This is a genomic window from Brumimicrobium glaciale (assembly GCF_004152935.1).
Taxonomy (GTDB): Bacteria; Bacteroidota; Bacteroidia; order Flavobacteriales_D; family Crocinitomicaceae; genus Brumimicrobium; species Brumimicrobium glaciale.
In genome coordinates this window covers 52,586-72,701 of sequence record NZ_SETE01000007.1, presented here as the reverse complement: position 1 = coordinate 72,701, position 20,116 = coordinate 52,586, and the positions used below count along the sequence as shown (strand labels likewise).

The 20,116-nt window shown below is 31.6% G+C and carries 23 protein-coding genes; 5 read left to right on the top strand and 18 right to left on the bottom strand.

All coding sequences use genetic code 11. From position 1 onward, the window contains the following. Window positions 1–774 (bottom strand): hypothetical protein, encoded by a 774-nt coding sequence (locus ERX46_RS15535; RefSeq protein ID WP_130094783.1) that lies wholly within the window; start codon window positions 772–774, stop codon window positions 1–3. 328 nt (window positions 775–1,102) lie between these two features. After that, window positions 1,103–1,462: a TraR/DksA family transcriptional regulator gene (locus tag ERX46_RS15530; protein WP_130094782.1), complete on the bottom strand. Its 360-nt coding sequence runs from the start codon at window positions 1,460–1,462 to the stop codon at window positions 1,103–1,105. A gap of 429 nt (window positions 1,463–1,891) precedes the next feature. Between ERX46_RS15530 and ERX46_RS15525 the strand changes: the two genes are divergently transcribed. Next, the gene (locus ERX46_RS15525; RefSeq protein WP_130094781.1) at window positions 1,892–2,698 is read left to right on the top strand and encodes a T9SS type A sorting domain-containing protein; all 807 of its coding nucleotides are present in this window, start codon (window positions 1,892–1,894) and stop codon (window positions 2,696–2,698) included. A 325-nt stretch (window positions 2,699–3,023) separates the two neighbouring features. Here the strand turns inward: ERX46_RS15525 and ERX46_RS15520 are convergent, their stop codons facing one another. From ERX46_RS15520 to ERX46_RS15510, 3 genes are read right to left on the bottom strand one after another with little or no spacing between them, the layout of a single operon-like run. Further along, window positions 3,024–3,434: a hypothetical protein gene (locus ERX46_RS15520; RefSeq protein WP_130094780.1), complete on the bottom strand. Its 411-nt coding sequence runs from the start codon at window positions 3,432–3,434 to the stop codon at window positions 3,024–3,026. 37 nt (window positions 3,435–3,471) lie between these two features. Further along, entirely contained in the window at window positions 3,472–3,990 is a 519-nt protein-coding gene (locus ERX46_RS15515; RefSeq protein WP_130094779.1) for a GNAT family N-acetyltransferase, read from the bottom strand. 18 nt (window positions 3,991–4,008) lie between these two features. Next, a complete protein-coding gene (locus ERX46_RS15510) occupies window positions 4,009–4,431 on the bottom strand; it encodes a hypothetical protein (RefSeq protein WP_130094778.1) in 423 nt (140 codons plus the stop codon). A 32-nt stretch (window positions 4,432–4,463) separates the two neighbouring features. Between ERX46_RS15510 and ERX46_RS15505 the strand changes: the two genes are divergently transcribed. Then, entirely contained in the window at window positions 4,464–5,117 is a 654-nt protein-coding gene (locus ERX46_RS15505) for a PH domain-containing protein (protein WP_130094777.1), read from the top strand. After that, complete coding sequence (locus tag ERX46_RS15500; RefSeq protein WP_130094776.1) at window positions 5,107–6,642, top strand: PH domain-containing protein; 1,536 nt, start codon at window positions 5,107–5,109, stop codon at window positions 6,640–6,642. The genes ERX46_RS15505 and ERX46_RS15500 overlap by 11 nt, the downstream gene beginning before the upstream one ends. Window positions 6,643–6,683: 41 nt before the next feature. Here ERX46_RS15500 and ERX46_RS15495 read toward each other — a convergent pair whose 3' ends face one another. The 3 genes from ERX46_RS15495 to ERX46_RS15485 are packed head-to-tail and all read right to left on the bottom strand — an operon-like array spanning window position 6,684 to window position 8,486. Then, entirely contained in the window at window positions 6,684–7,172 is a 489-nt protein-coding gene (locus ERX46_RS15495; RefSeq protein WP_130094775.1) for a hypothetical protein, read from the bottom strand. Window positions 7,173–7,232: 60 nt separating this feature from the next. Next, window positions 7,233–7,679 (bottom strand): DUF2059 domain-containing protein, encoded by a 447-nt coding sequence (locus ERX46_RS15490; protein ID WP_130094774.1) that lies wholly within the window; start codon window positions 7,677–7,679, stop codon window positions 7,233–7,235. Between the two features lie 18 nt (window positions 7,680–7,697). Continuing rightward, window positions 7,698–8,486 carry a hypothetical protein gene (locus ERX46_RS15485; protein WP_130094773.1) on the bottom strand — a complete coding sequence of 263 codons (789 nt, stop codon included), beginning with the start codon at window positions 8,484–8,486 and terminating at the stop codon, window positions 7,698–7,700. 700 nt (window positions 8,487–9,186) lie between these two features. Between ERX46_RS15485 and ERX46_RS15480 the strand changes: the two genes are divergently transcribed. Then, a complete protein-coding gene (locus tag ERX46_RS15480; RefSeq protein WP_130094772.1) occupies window positions 9,187–10,197 on the top strand; it encodes an alpha/beta fold hydrolase in 1,011 nt (336 codons plus the stop codon). A 291-nt stretch (window positions 10,198–10,488) separates the two neighbouring features. Here the strand turns inward: ERX46_RS15480 and ERX46_RS15475 are convergent, their stop codons facing one another. The 10 genes from ERX46_RS15475 to ERX46_RS15430 all read right to left on the bottom strand — a co-directional run bounded on the left by ERX46_RS15475 (window position 10,489) and on the right by ERX46_RS15430 (window position 19,752). Then, window positions 10,489–11,034, bottom strand: coding sequence for a hypothetical protein (locus ERX46_RS15475; RefSeq protein ID WP_130094771.1), 546 nt, complete (start codon window positions 11,032–11,034; stop codon window positions 10,489–10,491). Further along, entirely contained in the window at window positions 11,034–12,266 is a 1,233-nt protein-coding gene (locus ERX46_RS15470) for a nucleoside recognition domain-containing protein (protein ID WP_130094770.1), read from the bottom strand. The genes ERX46_RS15475 and ERX46_RS15470 overlap by 1 nt, the downstream gene beginning before the upstream one ends. A gap of 28 nt (window positions 12,267–12,294) precedes the next feature. Further along, window positions 12,295–12,867, bottom strand: a complete 573-nt coding sequence (locus tag ERX46_RS15465) for a glutamine amidotransferase-related protein (protein WP_130094769.1) — start codon at window positions 12,865–12,867, stop codon at window positions 12,295–12,297. After that, on the bottom strand, window positions 12,864–13,298 hold the full coding sequence (locus ERX46_RS15460; RefSeq protein ID WP_130094768.1) for a hypothetical protein: 435 nt from the start codon (window positions 13,296–13,298) through the stop codon (window positions 12,864–12,866). The genes ERX46_RS15465 and ERX46_RS15460 overlap by 4 nt, the downstream gene beginning before the upstream one ends. After that, window positions 13,295–13,996 (bottom strand): hypothetical protein, encoded by a 702-nt coding sequence (locus tag ERX46_RS15455; RefSeq protein ID WP_130094767.1) that lies wholly within the window; start codon window positions 13,994–13,996, stop codon window positions 13,295–13,297. The genes ERX46_RS15460 and ERX46_RS15455 overlap by 4 nt, the downstream gene beginning before the upstream one ends. Further along, the gene (locus ERX46_RS15450) at window positions 13,993–14,682 is read right to left on the bottom strand and encodes a GIN domain-containing protein (protein ID WP_130094766.1); all 690 of its coding nucleotides are present in this window, start codon (window positions 14,680–14,682) and stop codon (window positions 13,993–13,995) included. The genes ERX46_RS15455 and ERX46_RS15450 overlap by 4 nt, the downstream gene beginning before the upstream one ends. Before the next feature lie 13 nt (window positions 14,683–14,695). Further along, window positions 14,696–15,568 (bottom strand): hydroxymethylglutaryl-CoA lyase, encoded by an 873-nt coding sequence (locus tag ERX46_RS15445; protein WP_394345122.1) that lies wholly within the window; start codon window positions 15,566–15,568, stop codon window positions 14,696–14,698. A 156-nt stretch (window positions 15,569–15,724) separates the two neighbouring features. Continuing rightward, window positions 15,725–16,747 carry a quinone-dependent dihydroorotate dehydrogenase gene (locus ERX46_RS15440; protein ID WP_130094765.1) on the bottom strand — a complete coding sequence of 341 codons (1,023 nt, stop codon included), beginning with the start codon at window positions 16,745–16,747 and terminating at the stop codon, window positions 15,725–15,727. A gap of 90 nt (window positions 16,748–16,837) precedes the next feature. Then, window positions 16,838–17,782, bottom strand: a complete 945-nt coding sequence (locus ERX46_RS15435; RefSeq protein ID WP_130094764.1) for a DUF6089 family protein — start codon at window positions 17,780–17,782, stop codon at window positions 16,838–16,840. A gap of 146 nt (window positions 17,783–17,928) precedes the next feature. Then, window positions 17,929–19,752, bottom strand: a complete 1,824-nt coding sequence (locus ERX46_RS15430) for an ABC transporter ATP-binding protein (RefSeq protein ID WP_130094763.1) — start codon at window positions 19,750–19,752, stop codon at window positions 17,929–17,931. Window positions 19,753–19,913: 161 nt separating this feature from the next. Here ERX46_RS15430 and rpmH point away from each other — a divergent pair, with 161 nt between their 5' ends. After that, window positions 19,914–20,072: a 50S ribosomal protein L34 gene (gene rpmH / locus ERX46_RS15425; protein ID WP_130094762.1), complete on the top strand. Its 159-nt coding sequence runs from the start codon at window positions 19,914–19,916 to the stop codon at window positions 20,070–20,072. The last annotated feature ends 44 nt before the right edge of the window (window positions 20,073–20,116 follow it).

The window sequence follows — 20,116 nt, the reverse complement described above, 5'->3', positions numbered from 1 at the left end:
CTATATTTTCTCCATGCTACTATTCATTTTTACTCTTATTGGCGTAAAGACTTGAGGAATAAAAATAATATCCTTTAAATGTCGATTGATAATACGATAGAACTTTCTTTCTAGTATAAAATGCAATTTCATTTTGTTTGAAAGTCCGTTTAAAGTGTAATAATAAATTGCTTCTCCCTCTTTTCCGTTTACTTTTCTGTATGTTTCAATTATTTCAACATTATTTTCTTTTTCAAAAAAGCTAATAAACTCATCTCTAGTTGGTGTGTTGTCCCATTGAAGATCTCTTGGACAGCAGATGGAACCAAAATATTCAGTATAATAACTTTCGAATTCATCAGATTGAATTTCTGTTTTAGGAGCAAAGTTCATTTTAGGATAGTCATTCTTTAAAATCACACTGTCTTTTTTAATCAATCTATCACTTCTAATAAATTCATAAACGATTGTACTTTTTATAGGTTTTTGATTGGTTTCATTTTTAGCTGCAACACAAGAAGAAGAGGTTCTATTTGGAACAATGACAATTATTTTAGCAAATTCTGGATAAATTTTAGCCAAAAGGTCTACAGGGATTTGTGAAGAAATAAATAGTACTGGAGTTTCTATTGTCGTGGGAATTGAAATATCGATTAAAAAATTCATCCCCACTTGAGTAATGTTATCATCGTCAATCACTATAACATTCTCAAAAATAGAATCTTTAAAGTTTTGTGCATGACTGCTTGTAAATATCAAGATAAAACAAAGAGGTAGAAATGTCTTAATTTTCATTTTTGATTCTTTGTACAGCCACCTGGTGCTTCGGTTCAATTTCATTTTATACTCTGATAAATAACTTTCTAGCCTTATGGAAAGTAAAATAAAATGATGAAATCAGAATGAATATTAAGCCTAACATTAGAATGAATTCAACAAATCTCATCAGCATACTCGGTTCTTTAGGATCTCCATCCATTATAAATCCTATAGTAGTAAGGATTGAAGCGAGAACTAAAATATTCACTGTTTTTTTCTTCATTTTGGTTTTATTAGTTTAACCTAAAACGAAGTTAAGGATGTTTTTATTTTAATTATAAAAGTAATTGTCTATTTATTCAATCTACTTTTTCAAAATATCGAAACGCGCTGTAGGTTTTGCCTTAAGTCTTCCTTCTTGAATCAGTTGACCTGTTCTTTCGCAGACACCGTAACTTTTGTCTTCAATTCTTCCTAGAGCAGAATGCAATTCTCTTGATTTACGTTGGAGTCTGCTGATTACTTGTTTGTTTTTGGCTTGTTGCTGGAAGTGCTTACTGCTTTGATTAAAAGCCACATTTGTATGCGCTAATTTTTCCTTTTGATTTTCTCTTTCTTCTTTTAATTTAACAAGTTCATTGTCAATGATTTTAATTTCATCATCGATGATTGACTTGAAATTTTTAAGTTTTTCTGGACTGTATTGCATTTCGTTCTTCGACATCTAATTATTATTTGATTAAAAATTAATTTATACAACATGGTTTTAAAGAATATACTGAACTAATTTTCATTGTTTTCAATACTACTCTGAAATTTTCAAATCTCTGCTGTCCCATAAATATAAGGATTTTAGAGGCTTAATCAACCAAGTTATATTTCTTTGTGATTTTTTTAAGTAATGAAAATAGGATTTAAAAAAAAGTATCAACGTTTAAATTTAAGCTGAATCTCATTTTGAATTATTTTTTTAAGTCAATAGTCATAATAAGGATTCTTCTGGTAAAATTAAGGGACCACATTTCTTCTTAATTATACATAAGAAGAACAGAATCAATATTTAAGTTCTAATTCTTTGTCATTATTATTTTCTAAATAATGACATTTTAAATATCATTATGATAACTTTACAATTAATCAAATTTAAAATACTATGAAAAAAATTACTTTAGCTTTTGCGCTAATAACTTTTGGCGTGCAAGCACAAACGTTTCCAAATCCTTATTGTGATGTAAGTGATCAAGGGACGGATACTGAGATAATCAGTTCTATTGAAATCGCTGGAAACCTTATTACAAACAGTGATACCCTATCTATTTTAGTTGACAAAAGTTCGGAAATAGTAAGTTTAGTCACAGGAGAAATCTTCACTCTAACTGTTGAAGGAGATACAAAGGGTGACTTTGAAAACAATATTGTCGCATTTATTGACTGGAATAAGAACGAAATTCTAGATGATGCCGGTGAGATTTTTGAATTGGGAATGCTAACAAATAGTGATGGAACTGATGGAATTTCTGTAACTATGGATATTACAGTTCCTGCAAATGCCGTGCAAGGTGAAACTCGTATAAGAATTACAAAAACTTATCGAGATGATGACTCAGAAGCAATAATTAATCCTTGTGCCATAGAATTTGATGCGTTTGGTATGGGGGTTTACCCAGGTTATGGCCAAGCATTAGATTTTACTTTACAAATTGGAACTTTAGGACTTAATGACTTCAAAAATAATGAATTATCAGTTTATCCTAATCCAGCGCAAAATGTTTTGAATATTCAATACAAGTCAGCGTTGAATAGTGTGAAGATTTACAACAATGCAGGGCAAGAAGTTTATTCTAAAAACGTAAATTCAACTGATTTACAATTAGATGTGTCAATATTGGATGCTGGCTCTTACATCGTTAGATTGTTTGCTGACCAAGGTCAACACAGTTATAGAATCGTTAAACAGTAAGCATTTGAAGTTATTTACCTCCCCATTTTAGGAGATTTATTTAATTTAAAAGAAGCCGTTTCAGCTAATGAAGCGGCTTTTTTTGTCAATAATCTAGAAGTTGATGTGATAACGTAAATCATTTGGTTCACTCAGTTCTCTTCATTTTTTAATTGCAACCAATGAATGGAGCATTTAAACTTTATTCCTTGCTTTAATTGTGTGTTATTTTTTATCTCCTTAATATAGAAAATAAGATAGTAGGGATACTGAAAATTTCCAATTAAAATTCTATAATAATAAGTTTTTATATAAATATTTCCTGTCAAATACATGAAATAATTTATCATTTAATCAAAATAATATCTCTTTCTTCTGGCTTGTCTGACCAGTATACTTGCCACATTCTTCCATCAATTTGATCGAGCAAAATGAATGTGTAGATGTTATAAGTACCATGAAGTGTAAATCTGTCTGTTACTTCATTTTCATTTTCTACAAGAGGTAATGTATTTATAAAAGTTTCATAGCGTCTTTCATCTTCAATATCAATTTGGACTTGCCACAATAATCCATTTTGGGTGTTTAGTTTTATAAAGGTATTAATAATTTCAGTTGAAAAAAGACGGTAATTAGCAATAGATTGACTTGTTATTTTGTCACTGTTTCTCTTATCATTGTTGCTCTGTCCTTGAACTTGAGAAACAGATGTCATCATGAATAAGGCAAGAACGAATACTGAAGTTATACTTTTCATAGTGTTGGTTTTTGAATATATTTAGTTTAAATATAGCTTATTCTATCCGATTTGATATTTCATATTCGAAAAACTTTTCACCTTTTTCTGTTAAACCATCATTGATCTTGTGCATTCCACATTTTTCAGATAACCTTACAGATGCTTTATTTTCGGAGTACATTCTTGCAGTTATAATTTCAGTTTTTAACTCCCTAAATCCATAATTTATCAAACCATTACAGATTTCAAATCCATATCCCTTTTTCCAATGTTGGAAGTTTATTATGTAACCTAATTCTAATTTCGAATGGCTACCGTAAGATTTAAATAGACCCGCTTCACCAATTATTTCGCGTGTAAACTTGTCTTCAATAACGAAAACTCCAAATCCATTAATGTAATTCTGATTAAGTATTTTATATTTCTCCGAAAGTTGCGCTAAAGTCCAATCATGATTACCATTTGAAACATATTTCATATTCTTTTCCTCGGTGCATATTTTTAATAGAGATTTTAGATCTCCTTTCTCAATATCTCGAACGACTAGTCTTTTAGTTTGAAATCTTAAGTTCATAGAATAGTTTTGTTTGCTTTAATGTGTTTTTCTAACAATTTTCTTCTCCATTATATTTATTCCTTCTTTCGATTGTTGGATTTCCATGTGAATTATACTTTCATCAGGATTTTTCCAAAAAACCTTTCCATTTTTAATTATTTCGATCTTGTTTTTAGTAATTATTTCTTCAAACTGAGTCATTCCTTTCCTATTAAAGGAGCTAGTGGTGACAGGTAAATAAAATATCAATGAATCATTTATAATTTTGGATTCAGTGAACATAGCATAACCATTTGCATTTTGAGTGTCTGAGTAGATAAACCTTAAATAATAGCTGTCTTCAATGACTTTTATTTTTGGAGATTCTTTAAAGTATAATTCATTATTTAAAGAAGTAATACTTCTACTTGAGGTACATCCTGATAAAGCTGCTAAAATAGAAATAATTAGAAAACTCATTATTTTATTCATCTTATCATCAATTATAGAATGTGAAACTAAAAATAGTAATTTTTGATGAATTGATTGTGATGAATTCTATATTTCGAATTCAAAGTGTTTACTCACAAAGAATGTTTTCTTCAATTCTTTCCTTAAATTTGATCAATATTAAAAATACCCTATTCATGCTGGATTTTCAAAACAACACTTTAAACATAGATGATTTACCTCGCTTTGAAACAGTAAAAGGGCATCCTGTTGCACCTGCATATCTTAAAGTTTTGAGAATTATTTATGCTTTCTGGGTGATTGTTTTAGTTGGCGTTTTGATTGTCTTGAAATTTAAAGCCAATCCTCCAGCGCCTTTTTATTACACATTAATCGGTGTTTTAACCTTTGTGTTTTCACTCCTTATTATTGAAATAGAAAGGGGTTTTCAAAAGAGAAAATTCGGAATTAGAGAGAAAGACATCATTTTTCAAAAGGGATTTTTTGTTTTTAAAGAGACAATCGTTCCTTACAAAAGGATTCAGCATGTTGAGGTGAAACAAACTTTAGTTTTTAAGATTTTTAAACTTTTCACTTTGAAAGTTTATACCGCTGGTTCATCAGCAGGTGATTTGAGTATAAAAGGATTGAACCAAGACGATGCCGATAAAATAAAAGCACAAATTCTAAAAGTCGCAGACATTGATGAAAACTGATTTTTCAATACCTAGACGACAAAATTTCAGAGGAATTCTGGTGGTGTTTTTGATGGATCTCGTCAAAAGTATTAAACGAAATATTTATGTATTTCTACCGCTTTTGAGTAGTAAAATACGTGAGAATTACCTTGAGGTTGTAATTATTGGACTAATTCTATTGGTAATTCTACAATTGCTTTATTCTTATAAAAGCTATTTGAATTTTAAATTTCATGTTCAAGACCAACGCTTCTTCTTGCGTCATGGTGTTTTTAATTTCACAGATACAGATATTCCTTTTGACCGGATTCAGAACATTAACATCAATCAAAATCTTATTCAGCAAGCACTAAATGTTGTTGGTTTTGAAATTGAAACAGCGGGACAAAACACAGCCGAAATAAAAATTAAAGCGCTGAGTAGGGAGGATGCTTTAGCCTTAAAAGAAATTCTACTTAAAAATAGAGCTGAAGATAATGTTGAGAATAGTGTTAGCAATAGCTTAGAGGATAGAACTGAAGGTCAAATTGAAAATGCTAGTTCAGAACCTGTAATTCCTCATAGAAAAAGAGTTTTGTTTAATCTTAGTTTAGGTGAATTACTCAAGGTGGGTGTGAGTTCAAACTATATCAAAGGATTGGGATTGGTTCTGTTTTTTGTGAGTACGATTTTCCAATATCTTCAAGAGTTTTTTGATAATTTTTATGAAATAAACTTTGAAAATACCTATTTGACTCAAGCTTATGAAACCTTTGCATTCGTAGTTGGGTTTATCATATTTCTTTTGGCCGCAACTTTTATAGTGACTATTGGTAGAACGGTGTTTAAATATTATGATCTCAAAGTAACCAAGGTTGACAAGGATTATGAAGTGGAATATGGACTTTTAAAACGCATTAATCAAGTAATCAAAAAGAGTAAAGCGCAAGTTTTTGAAGTAGAGGAGAACCCAATTAAAAATCTATTCAAAATTAAGAATGTCTTTATTAGTCAAGCTTCATCACAAGAACTTCAAGACAAAAAGAAGATTGGAGTAGTAGGGATTTCAGATGAAAATATAAACATACTTTTCAAGTCACTTTTTGATTTATCCTATCCTCAACAATTCATTAATATCCAAAGCAGTATGCGCATGATGTTTAGGTTAATGATCAAATATTTCGTTCTGTGTATTTTAATCGGACTAGGTTTGTTTACCATGCTCGGATTAACTTACAGCTTAATACTTCCAATTCTGTTGCTTGGTGTTTTTACTTTTATCTCGTTTAAAACGATTCAAAAAAGTCATATTGGCGTAAATGATGATCTGATAGAAGTGCATTCGGGTTCGATTCATACAAACAAAAAATATATTGCAACGCACAAGGTGCAATCAATAGCAATCAAGCGCAATTGGTTTCAGCAACGCAATAATCACGCAGATTTGATTATCTATACCGCCTCAGGCCTTGAGCGTATTGGTTATTTGAAATATGATGAGGTTGTGAAGGTTGTAAATTATTTGAATTTTAAAGTGGAGAGCAGTGCGTTAGGTTGGATATAGGATTTTACAATTTTTGGATAATTAAAAAGCATTAAATTTTATCATCTTCTATTGTTCTTAATGAAATTGATATTTACTCCAATTCTATATTCTGATAAATCTTTAAATGCATTGTTGTTTACATTAAAACTATATCCTAGATAAAGGTTTACTATTCCAAACAATGAGAAGTTAACTTCTGGAGTAATTCTAAAATCGTTTTCACCAGATCTGTAATTATTAGCAAAGTTTACTCCAATTCCGAGAATTCCCGAATGATTTAAAATAAATTTTACTCTAGGGCTTATTATGGGAGAATCACCCATAATTACATCAGTATAAATTCCCATTGAGTAATTTGCTTTTGTTTTATTACCTAAATTTTTACCAATTAATCCTCCTATACCGAATCCATATCCTCCTTGGTTAAAGACTTCAGCACTGAATCCATGGTCGTAATTTAGAGTATTGTCAGAATTAGATTCTGACTGAGCATTGATTTCAAGATTTATGAGCAGCAGCGCCAAGGTTAAAAAGATAGCATTTTTCATAATGTGATTAATTTTTTAGTGATAGTAATAATTTTCTAAATTCAAGATATTGATGCGGTTTTAATATCCTCTAGCCTTCATTTTTTTTTCGAATTCTTCTCCAATTTTCATTCCCCATTCCTGACCGACCTGCATTGATTCCTGCATAATAAACGGAGTGTTTTTTGCAAATTTCTTTCCTACTGGAGTTTGGTAGAATTTTATCAACTCTTTCAAGTCTTCTTTTGTCATATATTTTGAATAAATCGGAACCAACATTTCTGTTAATTCATCAATTGAAGTCTTAGAAAATTCCTTTTCGAAGTCATTCCAAATTTCTTCCCCTACATCTGGATATTGCTGTTTAAACATTGTAAACATTTGTTGAATAGCTGCTTGATAGGATTCATTTGTACCTGATACCTCAAACATTTTTTTTAGTGTTTTACTGTATTCTTTATCTACTTGTCCAAAAGTTGAAAAACTGAATAGAAATAAGATCGAGATAAACGTCAATACTTTTGTCATGATGATATAATTATTCGATTAATATATAAATTTATTTCCATCAAATATTAGCTTTATTGAACGATTAATTTGAAGTTGTTTATCAAACTGCTTTATAATTTTTTCAAAAGATGGATTTTCATCAGTGTAAGCTTTCATAGGCAACAATGTGTTGTCGTCAATGTCTACATTTTCGTAGCTTTCTATGCTCAACACTTGTGTTATTTCATCAAAAGAAACTTTCATTCTATTAACTGAAATTTGAGGACTATTCACAAATGCTGGATAATCCAAAATTAATTTGTCTTCTTTAAACTGAATAACATATTGTATTTCAGTGAAATAATCACGAGATATAAGTAAATACAAATTTGAATTGTTAGACTTCAATTTGTAAATTTCTCCAACCGTACCAGAGACTTTTGAAGAAATAGGATTAGAGTTCAATTTCCCATCTATATCAGCCCATTGAATAACAGTATGGACTGATTCGTAACCTGTTGGGCCAACCAAGTTTTTGAATGAATAAAACCGAATATTTAGACTGTCTGATGTAGTCGCATTTAAATGAATATTTGTAATTTCCTTTAAATTAAGATGTTTAGCTTCTTTATGCTTTAAAAGATCAGCAAGTTTATTTTCTGTAATTGTTGCTAAAGAATCAATATTTATGTTGTTCTCTTCATAAGCTTCATAATTTAAATCCTGAGAAAACCATTTCAAATTTTCTATTACTTCTAATTTGAGTTCATTAAAGTTTGATTGTGCTTTTGCTTGAAAACAAAAAATGGAGAATAAGAAAAGCGTCATAGTAAGTTTAGTAGCCATTTTTTTATATCGTTTAGTAAATAATTGTGATTTGGTCCTGCATACAATGTGTCATAAACTTTTAAATAATCATTTGTTTCTAAAATTAATTTGTCAAACGACTTTTGCGATTGGCTAAATCCGATGTTAGTTAAAATAGTAAGTATAAAAATGAGAGCTATTGTTTTATTGATTTTCATAATGAAATTTCACAAGATGTTTAATGTTCAATATTTTTACTTTTCACTAGTATCTTGATTTCACAAATTTAAAACATTATTTATATCCTCAATAAACGACTTTTTAAATCTTTAGAAATTAAAAACATCAAAGAATTTACTTTAAAATAATTCCTTTCAGTAATCATAATTTCTTGTCAATCAAACAAATCCACTAAACTCTTCTTCTCAATCTGTTTATTAACATTCTATTCAATAATAATCTTAAACGCTTCCTATTGATAGTGAAAAACGTTTTATTCTGATAAGAAAATTGGTTTACACCTTATAAACCGCAACGATTTCAACAATACATAAAGCACAGAATCATTTTGATTCTCCTATTTCCTAATTGAGCTCATTCTTCTCATTAGCTAAAGAAAATCCTACTTTGATTTGGGTATTATAGTTCAATCAATTCACTTAATAGGGAAACTAAAATTAAGTAAATGAAATTTATAAATGTAAAAAACTTATTTTTAGAAATCACATATAAAATCACTATGAAAAAGCTAATATCACTGCTTGTATTGCTCATTTTCTTTAATTTTTCTTATTCCCAAAATAGAGTGGGAGACACAGGTTTTATTTCTTTTACCATCGAAGAAGAAAATGATCAAATTGATTTTGTAATTGCAGATACAGTTCTAAATACTCAAAAGCCTTTGCTGTTATTTTGTCAAGGTTCTACTCCAATGCCATTATTTATGGATGTTGGGAATAATAGAATCGTGCCTATGCCATTGGGTAATTTTGATTTAGAAGAAATGAGGAAACACTACCATGTTGCTGTGATTTCAATGCCTAAAACTCCAATGATAGTCGAATACGGAGAACTTTCAGAGCAATATTTTTATATCGGTAATTCGGGAAGCAAAAATCCAACGGAGGAATTTTCATTAGCTGACTATATCGAGAATTATGTGAGAAGAGCAAATGTTGTAATTGATTATTTGAAAACTAAAGATTTTATTGACTTTACTAAATTAGTAGTTTGCGGACATTCTCAAGGAAGTAGAGTGGCGGTTGGAATTGCCGATGCGAATGAAGACGTTACACATTTAGGATTGTTTGCTTATAGTTATGAAAGAAGGATTGATGGAATTATTAGGAAAATTCGTGCACAAGCTGAAAAAGGAGAAATAACTTGGGAAGAAGCCGATGCCAAACAATCTTCTCAATATGAATTTTATAAGAGAGTTCTTAATGACGATTCTTTGAAAATTAGACCGCACTTAACCTCTTGGCGCTCATTCTCAAAATCAACAATTGAGGAATTAGCTAGCTTAGAAATCCCTGTTTATATAGCCAACGGTTCGGAAGATATTAGCTGTGCAAATACAGATATGATTCCATTGTATTTTATAGAACAAGGCAAAACGAATTATTTCATAAAACGCTATTCAGGTTTAGAGCACAACTTTTTTCCTATAGTTGATGGAAAACCAGATCATAAAAATGGAGAATGGAAAAATGTAATGAATGCTTTTATTGAATGGAGCTTGGATAATTGACAATTGGAGAATTACGAATCAATAATTTTCCGCTGTAAAAAGTTGATTATGTTAAATTGAACTTCCTTAAAAAATCTGTATTAAAATTTGTTACAATTCACGGAGCTTCCAGTTCAGGAGTGCAAGCAGAAGCATCAATGCCAACCCTATGAAAAATTAGTATTTCTGTCACGTGTTCCCTGAATTTTGAGATAGTATAACTGAATAAAAGAACCAATAAAATTCCGTTTACAATTGACCATTGATAATTAACAATTCGCCTTCTTTTTTTTAATTCGTAATTGATAATTCCTAATTCGTAATTATCTTCTCCTTTTTCATCAAGAAAGAATGAATCAAAGTCACAACAGTCAATACAGCATAAAGAATTTTATCAAAAAATGAGACGTCTTCAATAAAATATTGGAATCCAAGTACGATAAACATATAGATAAAGTGAAATGCCAAACCTCCTAAAACTATGAAAGTATAAATCGTTTTTTTACGGTACATTAATACGAGTCCAACTAAGATAAAGAGCCAAACAAAGAGACTATTGAAATAGAATGTTGTGATTGAAACCAAGAATTCTTCTCCATTAAATCCTAAATTCTGTCCATTTTTAATGATGACATCGGCTACAGAGAAACCTTTGTTTTCCTTAATAATGTCAGAAGTAAGCAAAACAAAATAGCTTACGGCGTTCCAAATTGTAAGTAAAAACCAAGAAAATAATGAAAATGAGAACATTAATCTTGTAAATCCATCGGGTTTCTGTTTTCCTAAAATCAGTTTTTTAATTTTGATTAATAACGGAACAGCATCTTCAGGTTTTATTTCACCAATTGGCTTTTTCATCAAGTGTAAAATAGGAAGGAAATGAATATTGCCGCGATAATTCCAGCAGCATCAGCAATGAGTCCAGCTCCGGCGGCATATCTAGTTTTCTTAATTCCAACGGAACCAAAATAAACAGCCAAAACATAAAAAGTTGTTTCAGTTGAACCTTGGAAGGTAGCGGCCATTTTCCCTACAAATGAATCTACTCCATGTGTTGAAAAAGTCTCCAGCATCATTCCACGAGCAGCGCCACCACTAAATGGTTTCATAAATGCAGTTGGTAATGCCTCGATGAATTCTGTATTGGCAACAGAAGCTAGTTTTAAGAGATAACGAATTCCATCAAACATTATTTCCATTGCTCCAGAAGCTTTAAAAACTCCAATTGCAACAAGAATTGCTACTAAATATGGAACGATTTTAATGGCAACATCAAAACCGCCTTTTGCACCATCTATAAAAACTTCGTAGACATTGATCTTCTTTCGAATTCCTAATCCTAAGAACACAATAATGACAGAAAATAAAAGCAAGTTCCCACCAACGCTCGAAACAGGTTCTACCATGTCGGGATTTAGATACAACCAGATCAAAAGACCAACAATTAAAACAGTCAAAGTACCCAAATAAGCAATGACTGTTGTGTTGAGTAGGTTTATTTTTTGTTTAAAAGCGACAACAAATAATCCAACCAAGGAAGCGAAGAATGTAGAAATTAAAATAGGTAGAAATACTTCTGAAGGGGAAGCGGATCCAGCGCCACTTCGATAAGCTAAAATACTCACAGGAATTATCGTTAATCCAGAAGTATTCATCACCAAGAACATTATTTGTGCATTGGAGGCTGTGTCTTTCTGCGGATTGAGTTCTTGTAATTGTCCCATGGCTTTTAATCCCAATGGAGTAGCGGCATTGTCTAATCCAAGCATATTAGCGCTAAAGTTCATCATCATAGAACCAACAGCTGGATGGTCTTTTGGGATGTCTGGAAATAATTTCCCGAAAAGTGGAGAGACCAAGCGCGTTAAAATACGAATTGCTCCTCCTTTTTCACCGATTTCCATTATTCCCATCCAAAGACACAATGCTCCAGTTAGGAAAAGTGCAATTTTAAAAGCAAGTTCTGCACTTTCAAATAATGCGTCAACCATTTCCTTGAAAATCATCATGTCACCAAAGAAGAGTAACTTCCCTAGTCCAACAGCCAAGGCTGAGAAAAACAATCCGATCCACAAACGATTTAATAACATAGCGCTAAGTTCTTAATTTATGTGGAATTCAATCCGCTTTATGCAGAGAAATATTCACAAAGTTATCCATGATAACAGCGCCAAGATTTCCAGAAACTTCAGGAATAAATTGAATTCCGTAAATTGGTTTATCGTGTTTTTTCATGGCTTCATTGATGCTGTAGTCTGAACTCGCTAGTAACTGAAATCCTGGAGGAATAGAAATCGTTCCTGCATTGTCCTTAATCAATTGAACTTCATGAGGTAATTTGTCAAAAATCCCTTCTGTTTCAAGGATACCAATTTCTACCAGTTCATTGCGATAAGGTTCAAATGCTGGTCGTGCATCAAAGCAAACTCCTATAAGATGATGTCCAACTCCAATTCCTAAAACGGGTATTTCTAACTTCAAAACCTCTCTAATTTTCTCAATGTATTTTTCAACATTGGTGTCGTTAATTGAGATATGCGCATGAGAAATTATCGCACCTTTTGGATTTAGTTTTTGTATTTCGTCGAAGTCAATATCATAAATAGATACAGTTTTATAGTCACTGTATTGATCTACTAAATCTTCCAATTTGTAAATCGAAGTATATCCACAATCGACGATAAGTATCATATTTTCGGTGGTTTTAAACTTGTGAATTCCCAAATAATTTCCTCATGATTTATATCTTGAAGGGTCATAGTTTGATTGCCAATAGTGTTTATTCTAAAATAATAAACACTTCCATCACTATAATTCAGGTTAAGAACAATATCATTATTAGGATAATTATTTACGGTATATTTTCCTTTAAATCCTTCATTACTTCCTAAATGAATCAATTCTTGATCTCTAAATCGTTTGTTGGAATAAAAAATAAAGCTTTTACGATAATTGTTCATTGCAGCAACATTCCTGTCATTTGGATCACTTGATTTAGTAAGAACCCAAACCTTTGCGCTATTTCCATGTAATAATTGAATAGGAAATGAAGAATGTAATGTATTTTCGTTAATACACGAGGAGAGCAGAAGAAGTGATATGATGAACACTACATTTTTCAAAAAATAAGTTCTTTTTCGTTAATACGTTCTTGAATGGCTTTTGAAGCTCTTTTCTTCAAATCAGCTGTTTCGAATTTACCTTTTAAATCCCCAATTGCCTCAATAAAATGATATTTTCCGTCTTTATATCTCAATAAAACATCATAACGATCAAATTTATCGTTTCCGAGATCATCAAAAACAGCAACAATTAAATCATCTATTTCATTAGGACGAGAAATACGTTCCACCAAATAACCAACAATACCGTTCATTAGAATAAGCTTTCCCTTTTCTCTAACAAAAACCAATAATCTTCGGTATGGATATTTATTTACCCCTGCTTTGATTTGTAAAAGGAATGCATCATCAATTGTTCTTTTGTGATTGTAAGGATAGAAGTTAAAAAAACGAGAGCTGCAAGGTGTGGAGCCATCACTTGTGGTATCTGTATAATTTGGGTTACATAAATGAGTTTCAATTAATAATTCATAGTACAATTTATCGTCGAAACCTCCAGCAGTAAACAAAGCCTCGGTTTTCAATGTGTCTTGATTGAAGCCTTCTGGAAGCTCATCTTTTAAATCGTTAGTTTGGATTTCATCATTTGTATTCGCCTTTTCATTTGAAGCAGGAGTGGAGCTATTGATTTCTTTTCCATCTTCTTTACATGAAAATAATAGCAATAGAATAATAATGGAAAGGAATCTTAGTTTCATATTTTCTCGATTGTTCCGCCAAGTGTAATTTTTTGGGTCACTTTTGGATTTCCTGTGTAACTTATTGTTCCACCACTAGTAACATTAGCTGTTAAAGTCTCAATTGGTGCACAAATAATCTCACCACCAAAAATTATACTTGCATTTACTTCTTGCGTTATTAATCGTACCGATGCAATTGTACCTCCTGTTTTAACCGTAGGTTCAAATATTGGAGTTTCTCCATTTATACTAATTGAGCCACCTTTAGTTACTTCGGCTTTGATAAGTGGAGCATAAACTTTGTCAATCACAAACTTTCCTCCCGAATCAGCTTTATAACTAACTGTAGAAGTAAAATTTCCAGCATCTTTCACCTTAATTTGAGCTCCTCTTCGCGCTTCAATAGAAGAAATTAATCCTGGGTGATATAATGTTAATTCAATCCCGATTTCTTCAACAAAACTTCCACTGTATTTGATTGTTAGCGTTTTTTGAGAATAAGAAAAAGAAAGATTGTCTAAATTTGCTTCCGTTTTTTCTTTATCTACAATTGCCTCTTTTCTATCTGAAGTAAATATTTCAATAGGGAAGTTTCCAATAACAACCAATTTCTCAAAATTAGATAATTCAAAAGCTGTTACCTCTTGACTTAGTGCAGATGAAAATAATATAATCGAAGAAAATACTGCCAATAAAAATTTCATAATATGTTTGAATTTAAAATACGTAATTACTTCTTTGAACTGCCTTTTCTAATGCAGATAAGTTCAAATCGGTTCTGATGTTGTTATTTGAAAACCATTCAACCATCTTTTCTGTTGGCATGTTTCCGACTAGATCATCTTTAGCCATCGGACAACCTCCAAATCCTCTAATTGCACCATCAAATCTTCGACATCCAGCGTCATAGGCAGCTTTAATCTTTTCTTGATAAGTGTCTGGAGTGGTATGTAAATGAACTCCAATTTCTGCATTGGGAAGCTCTGGCATAATACCATTTAAAATACTGGTAATTGTTCCCGGCTCTGAAACTCCAATTGTATCGGATAGAGATAAAATATCAATTCCCATTTCTTTATTTAATCGAGAAGCCCATTTTAAAACAGTTTCTGTATCCCAAGCATCGCCATAAGGATTTCCAAATCCCATTGATAAATAAACCACCAATTTTTTATTTGACTTTATTGCAATGTCTTGAATACTTTCTAATCTGGATATACTTCCTTCAATTGAAGTGTTTGTATTGCGCTGTTGGAATGTTTCTGAAATAGAAAACGGATAACCTAAATAATCAATTTCCTCAAAAGTTGCTGCATCTTGAGCTCCTCTTTCATTAGCTACAATGGCCAATAATTTAGATCTTGTTTTCGAAAGATCGAGTTTCTCTAAAACCATTGCAGTATCTCTCAATTGAGGAATTGCTTTTGGAGATACAAAACTTCCAAAATCTATGGTGTCAAATCCTACCTTCAATAATTCATTGATGTAGGTGATTTTTGTAGTGGTTGGGATAAACTCAGTAATCCCTTGCATTGCATCTCTTGGACACTCGATTATTTTTAAATCTTCCATAGTTACGAATATACTCAATGCATTTAGGTTTATGGATAATTAAGTAAGAATATTTTTCTTTTAACTCTGCTAAATTTCCAATCATAGCAATCGTTACGGTTGGAAATTCTAAAGCAGAGATAAATAAATAGTTAAAAACCAAAAAGCTATGTGTCTCAAGTTTTTACTAAAAGCTTATGATTTAAGTAGTGCTTCATTTATTTTCCGAATCAATTGTGGACCTTCATATATAAATCCAGTGTACAATTGAACAAGTGACGCGCCCGCTTCAAATTTCTCTAAAGCGTCCTCAGCAGAATGTATTCCACCAACGCCAATAATAGGGAAACTACCGTTTGAATTTTGATGTAAATAGCGAACTACTTCAGTTGATCTTTTTGTTAAAGGCTTACCCGAAAGTCCACCAGCACCAATAGATTCAATGTTTTTTGTTTGAAGCTTTGATCTGTCAATCGTAGTATTCGTTGCTATTATTCCGTCAATCTTTGTTGTTCCTACAATTTCGATAATATCATCCAATTGCTCATTGGTTAAATCGGGAGCAATCTTCAATAAAATTGGTCGTTGAATGTGTTTGGATGCATTTAGCTTTTTGAGCGTATTTAACAAAGCGGTAAGTGGCTCTTTGTCTTGAAGCTCACGTAAGTTTGGCGTATTTGGCGAACTAACATTCACAACGAAGTAATCAACATATTGGTAAAGTGCATCAAAACACTTTACATAATCATCAACTGCATTTTCATTGGGAGTGTCTTTATTCTTTCCAATATTTCCACCTATGATTAGTTTTGTTTTTCGGTTCTTAAGGTTCTTTATCAACTCTTCTAAACCATCATTGTTGAAACCCATTCTATTGATAATCGCTTCGTCTTCTATTAATCGAAATAAACGTTTTTTTGGATTTCCTTCTTGAGCTTTTGGAGTAACTGTTCCCACCTCAATAAAGCCGAATCCTGTATATTCTAACTCATTAAATAGTTTACCGTTTTTATCAAATCCGGCAGCTAAACCAACAGGGTTTTTGAATTTTAGTCCAAACAATTCTCTTTCAAGTCTTTTATCTTCTACAACATACCATTTTTTCCACAATGATTTCATGCCTGGAATGGCAAGTGTTGTTTTGATAAGTTTAAATGTAAAGTGATGGATTTTTTCGGGATCGAAAAGGAAAAAGATACGTTTAATTAATGCGTACATGTTATAGCAAATTAATTGTTTTCACAAAAATAGGAATAAAAAAAGGTGAGGGGTTACCTCACCTGATAATATTTTTTTAATTAAATCAGTTTAGAATTTTGTTCTTCCATTCCATCTAGATCTAGACATTCCCTTAGATTTAGAATTTGTAATGTTTCTAGTGACAGTAATGTTAGTAAATAAATACCCATCATTGTCATCTGGATTTCCTCTTTGCTGACCTTCAGTAAACCAAGTATGATTTTCAATTGAAGGATTGGCAGCATAAACAGCGTCTTTACCAACTGATTTTGCTAAAATTGCAGGATCATAATAGTCTGTACTTACATCATCAATATAGTCAGTAAATGTTTTGTTGTATGAAATTTCTAATCCTAATCTCCAATACTTACCGATCGCAAATTTAAATCCAACTCCCATTGGGATAGCCATGCTGAATTTACCATATTCCTCTTGTCCTCCTGGTAAACCTTGACCTTCTGTTTTTAAAGGACGAAGATTGGTCCAAGAACCATTAATTTTTGTTTGTGGATTAAAATAGAACCCAGAGATTCCAGAAAATACATAAAAGAAATCAGCTGTCGTTGATCTACCTTTTGTACCCAGTCTCGAATACCTTGCCCCGCCTTGTTCTTTTGAATATATGATGAATTCAATTCTTTGACTTAATTCTAAAATAGGAGAGCGGAATGATAAGTTTCTACTTCGTCTAATGACTTCATCAGTATTTGCATCTGCACCAGAAACCATTCCGAAATATAATTGTGTTGATGTTGCCCATCTCCTATGAAATCTATATCTATATCCAATTCCTCCTCCAATTCTTGTACTAGAGAAATCTAAATCAACTAATGACTTTTGCGTACCTTCTTTATCTAATCCTCCTAAATCTCCGAGAAATTGAGAGGTACCAATGCTGAAATAAATTTCGTGTTTGTTTAAAGACCAATTCTTAGAATTTCCAAATCCACCACTGTTTTGACTATAAACAAGAGGTGTAAAAAATAAAAGAAGATAGAGTAAAATATTCTTCATGTATTAATTTTAATGTGTCATTCAATGATTAATATACAAATATATAAAGTATTAGTTGGAATATCAAACTAAAATATTCAAATCAAGGGTTTTATTAAAAAATAAATAAAAGCAGTACTTCAAATAGTTCAATTCTAAATCTGTTTTTAGTTGATTTGAAGTTCGTTTAAATTTGCATAAACACCATTATCTTTTACAATTAATTCTTCGTGTGTTCCTTGTTCAACAACTTTTCCATGCTCCATTACTAGTATCGTATCTGCTTTGCGAATAGTAGAAAGTCTGTGGGCAATAATAAATGAAGTTCTGTTTTCCATCAATCGATCCAAAGCTTCTTGTACCAATCTTTCAGATTCAGCATCTAAAGCTGACGTAGCTTCATCCAAGATTAAAATAGTTGGATCTTTTAAAATCGCTCTTGCAATTGCAATTCTTTGTTTTTGTCCACCAGAAAGTTGAATTCCACGGTCACCAACTTCAGTTTCAAATCCATCAGGAAACGACTCAATAAAGTCATAAGCATTTGCTTTTTTAGCGGCCATTTCAACCTCTTCATTGCTTGCGTCATGTTTTCCAAATAGAATATTCTCCTTAATTGATCCACTGAAAAGAATTACCTCCTGAGGAACTAACGCCATGTTTTCACGTAAATGATTCAAGTCAAATTCTTCTACATTTACACCATCAATCGTGTAAGAGCCAGCTGTTGGTGAATAAAATCTTTGTAATAATGAAGCAATTGTAGACTTCCCAGCTCCGGAAGCGCCAACTAAAGCAATTTTATCTCCTCGTTTAGCAGAAAAAGAAAGTTCATTTAATACTTTAAAATCAGGTCTTTGCGGATAATGGAAGGATACTTTATCAAATGCGACATCTCCATTAATAGTAGCTTTACTTTTTCCAGTATGAATTTGTTCTTCTGTTTTTTCTGCAATAATATTCATTAAATGCTCTGTTGAACCAATCGCTTTTTGCATTGACGCATATAAGTCAGGAATAGAACCAATACTTGCTCCCATAAACACAGTAAACATAACGAATGCAAAGAAATCTCCCTTGTCTAATGAAGGATTTGGACCAACTGTCATATGCAGACCTTGCCAAATAATGAAAATTATAGCTCCAAATAAACAAGTAATAATAAAGGAAATAAATAAACCTCTCCAGTTACCACTTTTAATATTCAGTTTCTTAATGGTTTCTATTGACTTTCTGTACTTAGCAATCATGAATAATTCATTCGTGAACGTCTTCACATTCGTTATTCCCATTAAACTTTCTTCAATGATTGAATTTGAAGTTGCAGAATGATCTTGTGCTTTTTTACTCAATTTACGAATGAATCTTCCGAAAATCACTGCAATTAAAGCCATTACTGGAACTGTAGCCAGCATTATTAAAGCTAATTTCCAAGAAACAATCGTGATGAAAATAATAGATCCAACAATGATGATTAGTTGTCTAAATAACTCAGCAACTGTTGTTCTTAAAGTATCTTGAATTAAAGTGATGTCTGCAGCAATTCTACTGGTTAGTTCTCCAACCTTATTTTTGTTGAAGAAATCCATTGGCATATAAATCAACTTGTCGAAAGCATCTTTACGAATGTCTCGCATCGTTCTTTCTGTTACTTTCGTAAAAATAACTACCCTAAAGAAAGATGCTACACTTTGGATAATAAGTAGAACCACTAGTAATAAAGCAACACTATTTATGTTGGTTAAGTTCAGATTCTGCATCATATCCTGATTATTAGGACTTGCAGTTTCAGAAGATAAGTCACCTCCCAATAATTGTCCTAATAGATAGGGAAATAGTAATCCCGCTGAGGAAGATATGATCAAAAATACCCATCCTAGCATAAAGTAAGCCCTGTATGGTTTAAGGTAGCTAAATATTTTTTTAGCTTTTTGAACAGACTCTTTACTTAATTTTATACGTTCTTTTTTTTTATCCTTTGGTTTGAGCATGCTTATTCTAGTATAATAAATTAGAGTGCAAAGTTAATGTAAGAAGTGTGGATAACGATTAAAAAAGAATATTTTTGCATTTGCGTTTTGTTTAAAACAAAAAAGCACTATCTTTGCCAACCTTAAATAGAAAGAGAATTTTAAATTTATAAAAATAGGTCATGAAAAGAACATTTCAACCATCACAGCGTAAGAGAAGAAACAAGCATGGATTCCGTAGCCGTATGGCTAGCAAGAACGGTCGTAGAGTATTAGCTGCTCGTCGTAAAAAAGGAAGAAAAAGTTTAACAGTTTCTAGTAATAAGTTAGCAAAACGCTAGTCTCTTATAGATAATATTGTTAATAGTCCATCAATTTCAGGTGG